Origin of the sequence: Cupriavidus sp. YAF13, from assembly GCF_052113425.1 — a bacterium.
Lineage (GTDB): Bacteria > Pseudomonadota > Gammaproteobacteria > Burkholderiales > Burkholderiaceae > Cupriavidus.
This window is the reverse complement of record NZ_JBFRDD010000071.1, coordinates 22,161-37,370: the sequence shown is the minus strand read 5'-3', so window position 1 is coordinate 37,370 and position 15,210 is coordinate 22,161. Positions and strand designations below refer to the sequence as shown.

Below are 15,210 nucleotides of genomic sequence, written 5' to 3'. Positions count from 1 at the left end.
CCCCGCAACCCTTGTCCCGTCTGCTTTGCAGCGGTGTTTCGTGTTGCGAGGGGGCGAATCATAGGGGACCCCCTCGGCCTTGGCAAGCGTTTTCTTGAATTTCTTCAGAACGGTCTGTGACACGGTGATGAAGCAGGCTTCCATGTCCCGGCGCAGGGTCGCGCGACCGCTATCTCCATCTATTAGAATCGACGGATGCCTGACCTTCCTATCTACCAGCCATCGCACCAGCCGGCGGATATGCCCCGGTATCTGGATGCGCAAGCGCTGGCAGCAGCACTTTCACGCCCGATTGTCTTCGTCGACCTGGAAACGACGGGCGCCGACGGCACCCGCGACCGTATTACCGAGATTGGCGTCGTGGAAGTGGGACCGGACGGCATCGTCGAATGGGACACCCTGATAGACCCGGGCATTGGCATCCCGCCATTTATCCAGCAGCTGACCGGAATCACCGACGACATGGTACGTGGGCAGCCGAGCTTTGAGTCACTGGCCGAGACGCTTGCGGAGCGGCTGCAAGGCAAGCTCTTCGTGGCGCACAACGCACGTTTCGACTATGGCTTCCTCAAGAATGAGTTCCGCCGCGTCGGCGTCACCTTTCGCGCCGATGTCCTGTGCACGTTACGGCTCTCCCGCTCGCTGTTTCCCTCGGCGGCGCGCCACGGGCTGGATGCGCTGATCGCCCGGTTCGAGTTACAACCCAAGGGCCGGCACCGGGCTCTCGCCGATGCCGAATTGTTGTGGCAATTCTGGCAGAAGGTCCACGAGCTCTACACGATGGACCTGGTCGAATCCGCGGTGCAGTCGCTGATCAAGCGGGCAAGCCTGCCAGCCGGGCTCGAAGAAACCGCGCTGGACGACGTTCCAGACACCCCTGGCGTCTATCTCTTTTATGGCGACCAGGACATGCCTCTCTATATAGGGAAGAGCATCCACCTGCGCCAACGCATTGGCGCGCATTTCTCCGGCGATCACCGTGCCGCCCTGGAAATGCGGCTGGCGCGGGCGGTGCGCCGCGTCGAATGGCGCGAGACCGGCGGTGAGGCCGGCGCGCTGCTGCTGGAAGCGCACTTGATCAAGACGATGCAGCCGCTGCACAACCAGATGCTGCGCCAGAACGCCGGGCTCTACACGTGGGAACTGCCGCCCGGACTGAGCGCGCCGATACTGCGCTCGGATCGCAATACCGATTTCAGCCGGCACCCTAATCTGTATGGCGCCTTTCCCAGCCGGGCCAGCGCCCAGGCCCGGCTGGCCGAACTGGCCCAAACCCATCAGCTCTGCCAGGTCGCCCTCGCCCTGGAAAAAACCGCGCGGCGCGGCCTGCCCTGCTTCGCGCGTCAGCTGCACCGCTGCCTGGGCGCCTGCACCGGCGACGAGTCCCTCGCAGCGCACCGCTTGCGGGCAGTCACAGCACTGGCCAACCTGGCGATCCAGCCCTGGCCATTCGCGGGTGCAGTGGCATGGCGCGAGCAGCACGGCGCCAAGGCGTGGTGGCATGTCCTGGAAGACTGGTGCTACCTGGGCTCGGTGCCCACGCTGGAGGAGGCGCCAGGCTTGTTGTCCTCGCCCGCGCGCTTTGACCTGGACACCTATCAGATCCTGGCGCCAAGGCTGCCGGCCTTGCTCGCCAGTGCCGTTGCGCTGGAAGCAGTGCGGCGATTCGAGCTGCAACCACCGCCCGCGCCCCAGCCGGAAACACAGCCGCAGACGACATCGACCCCGGCGGGCCCCCACCGGCGCAAGCCGCCAAGCCCGGACCAACAGGCCTTGCCTTTTTTCGACCGCTAGGCGGGGGCGGGGCAACTGCCAACCAGGCTATAGGCCACAAACGGTATACCAAACACCTCATAACTCGCGCACCACCAAGGTGCGCGATGTCTAGCGCTCCTTTCCAAAGAACCCCGGATTTGTGCCAAAACCTGCTGCATTGCACCAGAACGCGGCGAATCGCCGGCGCTCTAACATTTGCCTTGCTCTCGGCGATTCTATGAATATAGTATACCGATTCTAGCGACAGGCCCGATTGCCCCCAACCCGGGCGCCATGGCAACGGACCCCACGATACGGAGCGAATGCGTGACGCGGCAAGACATTGCAAGCACCGACACCCGGCCGCCAGAGGCGTGCTTCCTGCCAGTGCGGGAAGCCGCGGCGCTATTGGCCAAAGGCGACGCCAGCGCGCAGGACCTGGTGAACTGGTGCGAGGCAGCCTATGTCGCCTCGCATCGGAAGATCAACGCCCTCATCCTGGCGGATTTCACCGCCGCGCGCGCCGCGGCCGAGGCCAGCGACCAACGCCGGCGCCGCGGGGAGCCGCTTGGCTTGCTGGACGGCATTCCCTTCTCCATCAAGGAATCCTTCGATGTGGCAGGCTGGCCCACCACGTGCGGCAACCCGGCGCAGCGCCACAACATTGCCACCAGCGACTCGGCCGTGGTCGAGCGCCTGCGCGCGGCTGGCGCGGTCCTCCTGGGCAAGACCAACGTGCCGATCGGGCTGCGCGACTGGCAAAGCTACAACGCCATCTACGGCACCACCCGCAACCCGCGAGACCCCAGCCGCACCCCGGGCGGTTCGTCCGGCGGCAGCGCGGCGGCGGTCTGCGCGGGCATGAGCTTCTTTGACGTGGGCTCCGACATCGGCTCGTCGCTGCGCAACCCGGCACACTACTGCGGCGTGTTCTCGCACAAGAGCAGCCACGGGCTGGTGCCGCTGCGCGGCCATGGCATCGGCCACGGCTACGGCGAGCAGGACATCAACGTGGCGGGGCCGCTGGCGCGCAGCGCGCACGACCTGGAACTGCTGCTGCGGGCGCTGGCTGGCCCGGACGGCATCGAAGCGCAGGCCTATCGCCTGACGCTGCCGCCATGCGACAAGCGCGCGCTGGCCGACTTCCGCGTCGCCGTGCTGCCGAGCCATCCGCTGTGCGAGGCCGACGGGGAAGTCAGCGGCGAAATCGAAAAGCTCGGCCGCTGGCTGGAGGGACAGGGCGCCCAGGTGCGCTGGAACGCGCGCCCGGACTTCGATGCCTCGGCTCTCTGGCACACCTACGTGCTGATGCTGCGGGCTACCACGTCGGTCCATATGGATGACGCTGGCTTCGATGCCGCGCTGGCCCGTGCCACAGACGCCGAGCCCGACGACCACAGCTACGCCACGCTGCAATTCACCGGGGCCGGCATCCGGCACCGGCAATGGCTGCAGTTGCAACGAGCCCGGGCCACCTTCGCGCAGGCCTGGCAACGCTTTTTTGGCGAGGTCGACGTGTTGCTGTGCCCGGCAGCGGCCACCACCGCCTTTGCGCTGGATGAAGCCGGCGAGCCGTGGCAGCGCATGCTCCAGGTCAATGGCCGGGCGCAACCGCTCACCAGCCAGTTGTTCTGGGCCGGGCACTCCGGCCTGTGTGGCCTGCCCTCGACGGTAGCGCCGATCAGCCCGGRCCGCAGTGGCCTGCCGGTGGGCGTGCAGATCGTCGCCGGAAGGTTCGCGGACCTGACCGCATTGCGTTTTGCCCAGTTGCTGGAAGCAGCAGGTTTTGCCTTCCGGCCGCCGCCGGCCTCGGCCCAGTCCCAGTCCCACACGGTGTAACGCGCCCCGGCGCCATAAAAAGACCAGCGCACCGCCCCCGAAGCAAAGACACGAAGGAGAGATCATGTTCACCTGGTTCAAGGATTTATCGACAATGGAGCGCAAGGGGTTTTACGGCGCGTTCCTCGGTCATGCGGTCGACGTGTTCGACTTCATGATCTATTCCTTCCTGATTTCGACGTTGCTCACCCAGTGGGGCATGAGCAAATCGGCCGCAGGCGCCATTGTCACCTGGACCTTGGTGTCCTCACTGGTGGGCGCCATCGGCGCGGGCGTCCTGGCTGACCGCTATGGCCGGGTGCGCGTGTTGCGCTGGACCATCGTGGTGTTTGCCGTTGCCTGCTTCCTGTGCGGGCTGGCCAACACCCCCGAGCAGCTGCTGGCCTTCCGCATGCTCCAGGGCCTGGGCTTCGGCGGCGAGTCCTCGCTGTGCATGGTGCTGGTGACGGAAATGATCCGCAACCCGGCACACCGCGGCAAATACTCCGGCTTCACCGCCAGCAGCTACTCCTTCGGCTGGGGCGCGGCGGCCATTGCCTACGCCATCACCTTCAGCATCTTCCCGGCCGAAACCGCCTGGCGCGTCTGCTTCTTCATGGGCATCCTGCCGGCGCTGGTGGTGATCTACCTGCGCCGCAACCTGGAGGAGCCGGAAGTCTTCACCAAGAGCCAGGCCGAACGCGCTGCCGCTGGCGACGGCGGCGGGCCCACCGCATGGCAGCAGCTGGCGCGGCTTGGCCACAGGCCGCTGCTGGGCAAGACCGTGCTGTGCAGCCTGCTGTCGGGCGGCATGCTGGGCGCCTACTATGCGATTGCCACCTGGCTGCCGACGTTCCTCAAGACCGAGCGCGGGCTGTCGGTGTTCGGCACCAGCTCCTACCTGGCGATGACGATCGTTGGCTCGCTGGTGGGCTACGTGGCCGGCGCCTATGCCACCGACCGCTGGGGCCGCCGCCTGACCTATATCGCCTTTGCCGCCGGCGCCTTTGTCATGGCGCTGGTCTATATGGTGATCCCGGTATCGAACACGTCGATGCTGTTCCTTGGCTTCCCGCTGGGCGTGCTGATGCAGGGCGTGTTCGCCGGCATCGGTGCCACCATCTCGGAGTCCTACCCCAATGACATCCGCGCCACAGGCTATGGCGTCTCGTACAACGTCGGGCGCGTGATCGGCTCGCTCTTCCCGCTGACGGTAGGCTGGCTCAGCACCGGCCGCACCTCGTTGCCACTGGCGATCGCCATCGTGGCCGGCGTCGGCTACATGATGGTGATGGGCGCCGCCTTGCTGCTGCCGGAAACCAAGGGCATGGACCTGGGCCAGGCCGGCGGCGACGACAGCGCGCACGAGCCGTCCCGGGATGCCGGCAAGGCCGCGCTGGCGCCGACTGTGGGCAAGCCCGCATAAAGCGCCCGCAGCCGCTTGCGGCGAGACAGGCGGCTAAGCTAGGCTGCACGGAGGGGCATGCCTGCACCCCTGGAGCCGCCATGTCTGTCGTTCGCCGTCCCTCCATCTCCCCTCGCCTTTGGTTGACCCCACTCGCCGCCATCGCCCTGGGCGGCTGCGCAAGCGTCGAGCAATCCGCCATGCAGCGCATCCTGGATTCGTGGCAAGCCGCCCCGATCGAGCAAGCCAAGGCGCAATGGGGCCCGCCGCAATCCGTGCAGGCCGTGCCGGGCGGCACAACCTACTTGTGGACCGAGGAGGTGCCGCCGGCGCGTGCGCCGGGCGGCGGCCCGCGCGATGCGCGCGCGCCCACGTCACCCGAGCCCCTGCTGGTGCCCGGCCTGTGCCATCGCCGCCTGATCGCTGGTCCCACTGGCCTGGTGATCGGTGGCGACTGGTCGGGCAACGCGTGCTGTGTCACCACTGTGCTAGGCCGCTGCGGCGGGCTGGTCAGGGCCAGCACGAGCTCCTGATCGCACCGGCCACCGCGCGGCTCACCGAATTGGTGCACATCGCGCGTCGAGGCAGGCGATCGTGCACCAGGCCGCTCAGCGGCTTGCCACGATCCGGCGCATTTGGGGCGCGGCGCTCGCCGCTGCCGTTGGCACACCTCTTGCTGAACAAGCTATCGAGTAGAAGCGGTTAGCGCCGATGCGCCTCCCCCAGCGGGCAGGCGCATGCCGGCGCGGGACATTGCTCTCGCGGCCATCCGGTCGCACGCCTGGCTGACTCGCATCGCGAGGCATCCGGGCGTTTGGATCCGGCCACCAGGCCGGGCACGAGAGAAAAGAGAGCGCCCACGATGTCCCCCATCTTCACGCCCTTATTCCATTTCGCAGACGCGTCCGGCGGCCATGCCGCCGCCCGCGTCCTGCGCCGTTGCCCGCCTGTTGCCATACCCGCCCCGTTTTCCTCCGCAAACATCCGCACAGGAGCCCCCATGAAGACGCCCTCCCCCTTGCGCCGCCTGTTGATCGCCGGCGCCTGCGCCGCGCTCACGCTCGCCGCCGTCCCCGCCACCGCGCGCGCCGCCGACAAGGTGACGTTCCTCACCTCCTGGTATGCCCAGGCGGAACACGGCGGCTTTTATCAGGCGGTGGCGAAGGGCATCTACAAGAAGTACGACCTCGATGTCACCGTGCGCATGGGTGGCCCGCAAGTCAACGGCATGCAGATCCTCACCAGCGGCCAGGCCGATTTCCTGATGGGCTATGACCTGCAGGTGCTCAAGAGCGTGGAGCAAGGCGTGCCGGTGACCACCGTGGCAACCTCCTTCCAGACCGATCTGCAAGGCATGATGACCCACGAGGACGTCAAGAGCCTGGCCGACCTGAAGAGCCGCACGGTGCTGGTCTCCACCTCGGGACGCACCACCTGGTGGCCGTGGCTCAAGGGCAAGTACAAGCTAGAGGAATCGCAGTCGCGCGTCTACACCTTCAACCTGCAGCCCTTCTTTGCCGATCCGCAATCGGCCCAGCAGGCGTATGCCTCTTCCGAAGTGTTCTCGGCCAGCAAGGCCGGTGCCAAGACGCGCTTCTTCCTGTTCGCCGACGATGGCTATCCGCCCTATGGCACCACCATCGTCGCCATGCAGAAGATGGTCAAGGAGAAGCCGGACGTGGTCGCGCGCTTCGTCAAGGCGAGCATGGAAGGCTGGAAGAGCTACCTGGCGGACCCTGCCCCGGCCAATGCGCTGATCAAGCAGGAGAACCCCAACATGAAGGACGACCAGCTCGCCTGGGGCGTGGAGAAACTCAAGGAGTACCACATGGTTGGCGGTGGCGACGCAGCCCGCTACGGCATCGGCGTGATGACCGACGCGCGCTGGCAGAAGACGCGCGACTTCATGGTGGGCGCCGGGCTGCTCAAGGCCGATACCGACTGGAAACAGGCCTACACCACGCAGTTCGTGAAAGACCTGAAAGTCATGCCCTGAAGCGCGCAGCTTCGCTGTTCAAGCTCAACCCCATACAAGGATATTTGACATGCTGGTCACCCAACAGCCCGTATTGCGCCGCTTCTGGTATGCACTGATGCCGATCTCGATGCTCGACGACGGCCCCAAGCCCTTTACCCTGCTGGGCGAGGACCTGGTGCTGTGGAGGGGCACCGACGGCAAGCCCGCGGCGCTGCAGGACCGCTGCTGCCACCGCACCGCACGCCTGTCCAAGGGCTGGGTCAACGAGCGCGGCGACATCGTCTGCGGCTACCACGGCTGGGAATACAACTGCTCGGGCAGCTGCGTGCGGATTCCGCAAGCGCCGGACAACGCCATTCCTTCCGGCGCGAAAGTGCAGGCCTATCACGTGCAAGAGAAATACGGCTACGTGTGGGTGGCGCTGGACGATCCGCTGCAGCCCATCCCCGATTTCCCCGAGGATGGCGACCCCGCCTACCGCCGCATCTTCCAGTTCTACGAGAAGTGGAACACCAGCTCGCTGCGCGTGATGGAGAACGCCTTCGACAATTCGCACTTCAGCTTCGTGCACCGCGCCAACTTTGGTTTGCCGGAGCAGCCCAAGCCGGAGAAGTACGAGCTGCAGCAGCGCGAGTGGGGCTTCGAGGCGGAAACGCTGGTGCCGATCCGCAATATCGAGGCGGGCCACCGTGTTACCGGCACCACCGAGCCGATCACGCATCGCCATATGTTCAACCGCTGGGACCTGCCGTTCACGCGCCGCTTCGGCTGCACCTATCCGGCCAGCGGGCGCCATCACATCATCTACAACTGCGCCACGCCGATCGACGACAAGAGCGTGATGCTGTCGCAATGGCTGTACCGCAATGACAGCGAGGAAGACTGCTCGACGCAGGAACTGATCGACTGGGATGCGCCTATCGTCGCCGAGGATCGCGACATCCTGGAAGCAACCGACTACGACGCCTGCGTGGACACGCGCCGCCGCGTTGAATTCCATATGGAATCCGATAAACCCGGCTTGCTGATGCGCAAGATGCTGATGGAGCTGTTCACCCGGCATGGCGAGAAGGAAACCTTCCGCATTCCCGTGGTTCGCGGTTAAGCCGGACTTCGGACAGCCCCCGGAACCATTCCATACGGAGACAGCCATGAGCGTCCTCTTTCGCAGTGCCATGCAAGCCCGCGCTGCAGCCCCGAGCGCCGGCGGCCTTGCGCCCAACGCCGGCGGCGAGCCCGCTGGCACCAGCCGGCGCGATGCCGATGCGCCGCTGCTGTTCGCCAACCAGGTCGAGAAGACCTACCCCAACGGCACCGTGGCGCTGGAGCGCGTCAAGCTGGCGATCAAGCCAGGCGAGTTCGTCTCGCTACTGGGGCCCTCCGGCTGCGGCAAGAGCACCTTGCTCAAGCTGTTTGCCGGATTGGAGGCGCCGTCGGCGGGCCATATGCGCTGGTGGGGCAACCCCGCCCTTCCGAGCGGTGCGAACGGCGCCACGGACAGCGCCGGCCGCACGCTGGCGATGGTGTTCCAGGAAGCCACGCTGATGCCTTGGGCACGCGTGGCCGACAACGTGCGGCTGCCGCTGGACCTGGCCCGCATGCCGCGCGCCGACGCCGACGAACGCGTGCAGCGCGCGCTGGCGCTGGTGGGGCTGCACCGCTTCGCCGCGGTCTATCCGCGCGAGCTGTCGGGTGGCATGCAGATGCGCGTGTCGATCGCGCGGGCGCTGGCGACCAACCCGGACCTGCTGCTGATGGACGAGCCCTTCGGCGCGCTCGACGAGTTCACCCGCAACAAGCTCGACGCCGACCTGCGCGCGCTGTGGGCCGAGCGCGGCCTGACGGTGGTCTTCGTCACCCACAGCATCTATGAGGCGGTCTACCTGTCGAGCCGCGTGGTGGTGATGGCGGCGCGGCCGGGCCGCGTGATTGCCGACGTGGCCATCGAGGGGCCCGAAGCCCGCGATGAGGCCTTCCGTGTTTCGCCCGCATTCATGCGGTACTGCGCGCAATTGTCGGCGCTGCTCGCGCAGGCCAACACCGGCGCCGACCCCAACGAGCACTGAGCCCGGCAGCCGCATCGGTCCCACGGACAACAAGGAGCCCCCATGAATCCCCCGCTACTGTCGCGCCCCGCCGTACAGCGCGTGGCCGCCCCGCTTGCCGTCGGCGTGCTGCTGTTGCTCGCCTGGCAGGCGACATGCACGGCGCTCGCCGTGCCCGCGTACCTTGTGCCCACGCCCACCGCCATCGGCCATGCGCTGATGGAAGACTGGAGCCTGCTGTGCGGCTCGCTATGGGTGACGCTGCGCATCACCATGCTGGCCTTTGCGCTGGCCGTGGTGGTCGGCACCGCCGCGGCGTTCATCTTCGTGCAGAGCCGCCTGATCGAAGCCAGCTTGTTTCCCTACGCGATCCTGCTGCAGGTCACGCCGGTGGTGGCGATCGCGCCGCTGATCATCATCTGGGTCAAGGAGCCGACGCTGGCATTAGTGATCTGCGCCACCATGGTGGCCGTGTTCCCGATCATCTCCAACACGGTGCTGGGCCTGCGCAGCGTCAACCCCGGGCTGCTCAACCTGTTTCGCATCAACCGCGCGAGCCGCTGGGATACCTTGCGCCGCCTGCGCATTCCCAGCGCGCTGCCGTATTTCTTCGGCGGCCTGCGGATCTCTTGCGGCCTCGCGCTGATCGGCGCGGTGGTAGCGGAGTTCGTGGCGGGCACCGGCGGCACGGGCGCGGGGCTGGCTTACCAGATCCTGCAGGCGGGCTTCGCCCTCAATATCCCGCGCCTGTTCGCCGCGCTGTTCCTGATCACGCTGACCGGCGTCGCGTTGTTCGGCGCCATGGTGGTGGTATCGCGCATGGCACTGTCCCATTGGCACGAAAGCGAGCTGGCATGACGACCAACACCATCCTGATCCGCAACGCCACTGCCATCCTGACTGGCCTTCCTGGTAACGATAAGGGTGAGGGTGAGCGCCATGCCGGCCCGGACCTGCGCGTGGCCGGCGGCACGATCGAAGCCATCGGCAAGCTGGCGCAGCGCCCCGGCGAGCAAATCATCGACGCCACCGACTGCGTGGTCTACCCGGCCTGGGTCAACACCCATCATCACCTGTTCCAGTCACTGCTCAAGGGCGATCCGCCGGGGCTGAACCTGACGCTCACGCCGTGGCTCGGCGCTACGCCTTACCGCTTCCGCGCCGCCTTTGACGAAACCACCTTCCGGCTTGCCGCCCGCATCGGCCTGATCGAACTGGTGCGCAGCGGCTGCGGCACGGTGGCGGACCACAACTATCTCTACTATCCCGGCATGCCCTACGACAGCTCGGCCATCCTGTTCGAGGAAGCCGATGCACTGGGACTGCGCTTTGTGCTGTGCCGTGGCGGCGCCACCCGCACGCGCCAGCTGGAGAACGAGCTGCCGCAGGCGTTGCGCCCCGAAACGCTCGACCAGTTCCTGGGCGATTGCGAGCGGCTCACCGCGCGCTACCACCAGCCCGCGCCGGATGCGATGCGCCGCGTGGTGATGGCGCCCACCACGCCGCTCTACTCCATGTCGCCCGAGGAATTGCGCACCTGCGCGCGCACCGCGCGCCGGCTTGGCATCCGGCTGCACAGCCATTTGTCGGAGACGGTGGAATACCAGAACGCCGCGCGCTACAAGTACCAGACGACACCCGTGGCCTTCTGCGGCGAGCACGAATGGCTGGGCCGCGACGTTTGGTTCGCCCATCTGGTGAAACTGGGCGCGGACGAAATCCGCCAGCTCGGCGCAACCGGCACGGGCATCGCGCACTGCCCGCAGAGCAACGGCAGGCTGGGCAGCGGCATCGCGAATATCCCGGCGCTGGAAGCCGCGGGCGTGCCGGTGTCGATCGGCGTGGACGGCGCCGCCTCCAACGAAGCGGCCGACATGATCTCCGAGACGCATGCGGCGTGGCTGCTGCAGCGCGCGCGGCGAGGCCATGGCGCCCGCCCACGTGCCGAGGGTGGCGACCATGAAGGTGGCGCCGACGCCGCGCGCGTGGAGGATGTCGTGCGCTGGGGCACGGCGGGCGGCGCGGCGGTGCTCGGCCTGGATGCGGTGGGCACGTTGCAGCCGGGCAAGGCGGCCGACCTCGCCATCTACCGGCTCGACGACCCGCGCTGCTTTGGCCTGCACGATCCGGCCATCGCCCCCGTGGCCAGCGGTGGGCGCCCTGCACTGCGCGCGCTGCTGGTGGGTGGGCGCATGGTGGTGGAGCATGATGCGATCCCGGGGCTGGACCTTGCCGAGCTTGGCGCTGCCGCACGCGACGCGGTGCTGCGCTTGCAGCACCGCGCGGCATAACCCGAGGCGCCACGTCGTTGACGCAGTACAGCGCGAACTGGCCGCGGGGTTTTTCTTGCGCCTGGCGCTCGTGGGGCTGATCGGGCTGCGGTTCGCCGAAACTGCGGCTCGATCCTGGCTAGCCGGGCCGCGGGCCGACGTACGCGGCACGCGGGCGGATCAGCTCGGCATCGGCACGCTGCTCCAGCGCGTGCGCGATCCAGCCGATGGAGCGGCCAAGCGCGAACATGCCGAAGGCCGCGCCGGGCGGCAGCCGCAGATGCCGGCGCAGCGCCACCAGTGCAAAATCGATCGATGGCCGCTGCCCCACCAGCGCGAAAGCGTCGTCGATGAATGCTTGCCATTGCGGGTGATGGGGAAGTATCCGCGCCAGCAGGCCGACGGCGCGGATGTCGCCGGCGGGGTAGAGATGATGGCCAAACCCCGGCAGGTTCTCGCCGCGGGCAAGCCGCTCGCGCAGCTTCGATGCGGGCGGAGCGTCGCCGAGCTCGTCCCAGAGAGCCTCTACGCGGGCGGTGGCCCCGCCATGCAGCCCACCGGTCAACGCGGCCAGGCCAGCGACCACGGATGCGCGCAGGCTGGCGCCGGTGGACGCCACGCAACGCGCCGTGAAGCTCGACGCGTTCAGCTCATGGTCCGCGCAGAGCACCAGCGCCATGCGGATCAGGTCCGCGCCGTCTTCGTCCACTTGCCAGGCGCTGGCGCATTGGCGATGGACCGGCGCGCTGGCGGGCGCCGTGTGCAGGAGGCAGGCCGCCAGCAGACGCACCAGCACGCCGCAGCCCTCGGCAACGCGTTGCGGTGATTTCTGCCACTGCGCCGTGGGGTCGTCATCGCTGGCGATGGTAAACAGCGGCAGCAGCGCCTCCTCGCTGCGGCGCCCGGCGAAGGCCGCCTGCATGGCCGCGAGGTGCGCCGGCGCAAGCGGCGCCGTGCCAAATGCCGCGTCCTGGGGGCACTGCCATAGCAATGCGGCCACCGCTTCCACCGTATCCGACGCGGCCAGCACAACGGCATCCACACCCCGGTAGTAAAGCCGTCCATCCTCGATCAACGTGATCCCGGATTCCAGCACGGGCAACCCCCAGCTCAGCGTGGCCTTGGCCACCTCGCGAGGCTTGCGGCCGCGCGTGCGCTGACCGGCCAGCCGCGCGACGTCGTCAGCGAGATAGCGGCTTTCGCGGTGGGTTTCACCATCGTGCGCGTACAGCAGGCCACGGCTGACATAGGCATACAGCGTCTGGCGGGAGACGCCAAGCTGGGCGGCGGCTTCGGCGGAAGTCAGGTAGCGGGGCACGGGCGGCGAAATCGGGTAATAAGTTGATTAAGTTAATCAATATTGACTATTAAAACAAGGCGCCTATGCTGCAAAGCACTGATTCCTGCCCCCCTGACAGAGAGCGCGCCATGCCTGCCCCCGGAGAATCCATGCATTCAGCCACGAGTCCCACGACAGCCACGACAGCCACGACCCGTTTCCTTGGTGAGATCTGGCGTGGCGTACACGGGGATGCCGCGTGGCTGGAGCACATCGCGGTGGCCGGCGCCGGTCACTTGCCCGCGGTCTTCCCCGTCACCAGCCTGGCCACCGCCACCGTCGGCGCAGCCGCCCTGGCCATTGCCGAATTGATCCACCAGGCCTGCGGGCATGCGCCGCATGTCCAGGTAGATCAACGTCTTGCTTCGCTATGGTTCGGCACTTCGCTGCGGCCGCAGGGTTGGGAATTGCCGCCGCAATGGGATCCGGTTGCCGGCGATTACCGGGCCAAGGACGGTTGGATCCGACTTCATACCAACGCGCCACATCACCGCGACGCGGCCCTCGCCGTGCTTGGCGTGGCGGCGCATGCGGACAAGGCCGCCGTTGCCCAGGCCGTATCCGGATGGGATGCCGGCGCGCTGGAAGCCACCATCGTCGAAAACGGCGGCTGCGCCGCGGCCATGCGCTCCGTGGCCGAATGGGCAACCCATCCGCAGGGGATCGCCGTCAACAGCGAACCGCTGATGCACTGGACGACGACCGCTGGCGGGCCACGGCCGGCCTGGGCCATCGCCCCGGACCGCCCGTTGCGCGGCATCCGCGTGCTGGACCTGACCCGGATCCTGGCAGGCCCGGTGGCCACCCGCTTCCTGGCCGGCTTCGGCGCCGATGTGCTGCGTATCGACCCACCCGGCTGGGAAGAGCCAGGCACCGTGCCGGAAGTGGTGCTCGGCAAGCGCTGCGCCCGGCTCGACCTGAAAAGCGCGGCGGACCGGCAGGTGCTGGAGCGGCTGCTGAGCCAGGCCGACGTCATGGTGCACGGTTACCGTCCCGAGGCCCTGGCGCGGCTTGGACTGGACGCGCGGCGGCGCCGCGAGATCAATCCCGCGCTGGTGGATGTGTCGCTCGATGCCTATGGCTGGAGCGGACCTTGGAAGGGCCGGCGCGGCTTCGACAGCCTGGTCCAGATGAGCACCGGCATTGCCGATGCAGGCATGCGCGCCGCGGGCCTGGACCGCCCCAAGCCGCTGCCGGTGCAGGCCATCGACCACGCCACCGGCTACCTGATGGCAACAGCGGCCATCCGCGGCCTGATGCAGCGCCTGGCGACCGGCACCGGCTGCGAGGTGCGGGCCTCGCTGGCGCGCACGGCGCATCTTTTGGTGGCGGGCGCGGTCCCGCAAGGCCAAGAGCCAATGCCGGCCCCCGAAACGGCCGCCGACCTGGCCGCAGTCGCCGAGAACACCACATGGGGCCCGGCACGCCGGATCAGGCCGCCCGCCATGGTGCAAGGTGCGCCAATGCACTGGGAGCGTCCGGCCGGCAAGCTGGGTACCGCGCTGGCGCAGTGGTAAGTCACGGCGGCAGCCCGCCCCGGCGTGGGCGCGCTTAGTCGATCTTCGCGCCGGAAGCCTTGATCACCTGCCCCCAGCGCTTCTGCTCGGTGGCAATGGTCTGGCCGAAGGCCTCCGGGCCCTGCCAGGCTGCCTCGGCGCCTTGCTGGTCCAGCTTGGCGCGGGTATCGGCTTCGCCCAGCACGGCCTGCAGCGCGCCGGACAGCTTGGCCACCACCTCCTTGGGCGTGCCCGCGGGCGCCAGCATGCCGTAGAAGCCGACTACCTCGAAGTTCTTCAGCCCGGCCTCTTCCATGGTCGGCACATCAGGCAAGGCCGGCGAGCGATGCCTGGACGTCACCGCCAGCGCGCGCACCTTGCCGGCCTTGATGTATTGCGTGAACAGCGGGATCGAGTCGGCCATCATCTGCGCCTGGCCGCCCATCACGTCGGTCAGTGCCGGGGCGCTGCCCTTGTAGGGAATGTGGACGATAAACGTGCCGCTGGCCTGCTTGAACATCTCCGGCATCAGGTGAGAGATGCCGCCGTTGCCGCCCGAGGCAAAATTCAGCTTGCCGGGATTGGCGCGCGCATAGCCAATGAATTCCTTGAGGTTGCGGGCCGGCACGTTGTTATTGACCACCATGACCAGCGGAATCAGCGCGGTGCGGGCCACCGGCGCGAAATCCCGCGGCATCACGTAAGGCAGCTTGGGATAGAGCGCGCCATTGATGGCCATCTGGCCGGTATTGGCCAGCAGCAGCGTGTAGCCGTCCGGCGCGGCCTTGGCGACGGAATCCGAGCCGATGTTGCCGGCCGCGCCAGCCTTATAGTCCAGCACCACTGACTGCCCCAGGATAGGCTGCAGCTTCTCGGCGAGGAGGCGGGCGTGGGTGTCGACCGGGCCACCCGGCGGGAAGCCCACCACCAGGCGGATCGGCTTTTCCGGCCAGGCGGCGGCGGCGGGGGCCGCGCCCAGTGCCAGCGGCAGCGCGGCGCAGGCCAGCAGCACCGGCAAGCCGGGCAGGAATCGGTTATTTAATGTGTACTTCGCCATCAGGTCTTTTCTCCTCGTTTATATTGCGGCCTTGCCTTGCCGGTGTG

General features: G+C 67.6%; 12 protein-coding genes. 10 read left to right on the top strand and 2 right to left on the bottom strand.

Annotation, left to right across the window (positions count from 1 at the left end):
• Positions 1-195 precede the first annotated feature (195 nt).
• The 9 genes from AB4061_RS36090 to AB4061_RS36050 all read left to right on the top strand — a co-directional run bounded on the left by AB4061_RS36090 (position 196) and on the right by AB4061_RS36050 (position 11,292).
• On the top strand, positions 196-1,794 hold the full coding sequence (locus AB4061_RS36090) for an exonuclease domain-containing protein (protein ID WP_441640920.1): 1,599 nt from the start codon (positions 196-198) through the stop codon (positions 1,792-1,794).
• Positions 1,795-2,082: 288 nt separating this feature from the next.
• Positions 2,083-3,594: an amidase gene (locus AB4061_RS36085; RefSeq protein WP_441640919.1), complete on the top strand. Its 1,512-nt coding sequence runs from the start codon at positions 2,083-2,085 to the stop codon at positions 3,592-3,594.
• 64 nt (positions 3,595-3,658) lie between these two features.
• Complete coding sequence (locus AB4061_RS36080) at positions 3,659-4,999, top strand: MFS transporter (RefSeq protein ID WP_441640918.1); 1,341 nt, start codon at positions 3,659-3,661, stop codon at positions 4,997-4,999.
• 80 nt (positions 5,000-5,079) lie between these two features.
• On the top strand, positions 5,080-5,511 hold the full coding sequence (locus AB4061_RS36075; protein WP_441640917.1) for a hypothetical protein: 432 nt from the start codon (positions 5,080-5,082) through the stop codon (positions 5,509-5,511).
• 467 nt (positions 5,512-5,978) lie between these two features.
• Positions 5,979-6,974 (top strand): ABC transporter substrate-binding protein, encoded by a 996-nt coding sequence (locus tag AB4061_RS36070; RefSeq protein ID WP_441640916.1) that lies wholly within the window; start codon positions 5,979-5,981, stop codon positions 6,972-6,974.
• Between the two features lie 49 nt (positions 6,975-7,023).
• Positions 7,024-8,061: an aromatic ring-hydroxylating dioxygenase subunit alpha gene (locus tag AB4061_RS36065; protein ID WP_441640915.1), complete on the top strand. Its 1,038-nt coding sequence runs from the start codon at positions 7,024-7,026 to the stop codon at positions 8,059-8,061.
• 46 nt (positions 8,062-8,107) lie between these two features.
• Positions 8,108-9,022 carry an ABC transporter ATP-binding protein gene (locus AB4061_RS36060; RefSeq protein ID WP_441640914.1) on the top strand — a complete coding sequence of 305 codons (915 nt, stop codon included), beginning with the start codon at positions 8,108-8,110 and terminating at the stop codon, positions 9,020-9,022.
• Between the two features lie 42 nt (positions 9,023-9,064).
• Entirely contained in the window at positions 9,065-9,859 is a 795-nt protein-coding gene (locus tag AB4061_RS36055; protein WP_441640913.1) for an ABC transporter permease, read from the top strand.
• Positions 9,856-11,292, top strand: a complete 1,437-nt coding sequence (locus AB4061_RS36050) for an amidohydrolase family protein (protein WP_441640912.1) — start codon at positions 9,856-9,858, stop codon at positions 11,290-11,292. The genes AB4061_RS36055 and AB4061_RS36050 overlap by 4 nt, the downstream gene beginning before the upstream one ends.
• A 118-nt stretch (positions 11,293-11,410) precedes the next feature.
• On the opposite strand, the gene AB4061_RS36045 is transcribed toward AB4061_RS36050, so the two are convergent.
• Positions 11,411-12,589, bottom strand: a complete 1,179-nt coding sequence (locus AB4061_RS36045) for a citrate synthase family protein (RefSeq protein WP_441640911.1) — start codon at positions 12,587-12,589, stop codon at positions 11,411-11,413.
• Positions 12,590-12,720: 131 nt separating this feature from the next.
• Between AB4061_RS36045 and AB4061_RS36040 the strand changes: the two genes are divergently transcribed.
• Complete coding sequence (locus AB4061_RS36040) at positions 12,721-14,127, top strand: CoA transferase (RefSeq protein ID WP_441640910.1); 1,407 nt, start codon at positions 12,721-12,723, stop codon at positions 14,125-14,127.
• Between the two features lie 34 nt (positions 14,128-14,161).
• Here AB4061_RS36040 and AB4061_RS36035 read toward each other — a convergent pair whose 3' ends face one another.
• A complete protein-coding gene (locus AB4061_RS36035) occupies positions 14,162-15,163 on the bottom strand; it encodes a Bug family tripartite tricarboxylate transporter substrate binding protein (protein WP_441640909.1) in 1,002 nt (333 codons plus the stop codon).
• Positions 15,164-15,210: the final 47 nt, after the last annotated feature.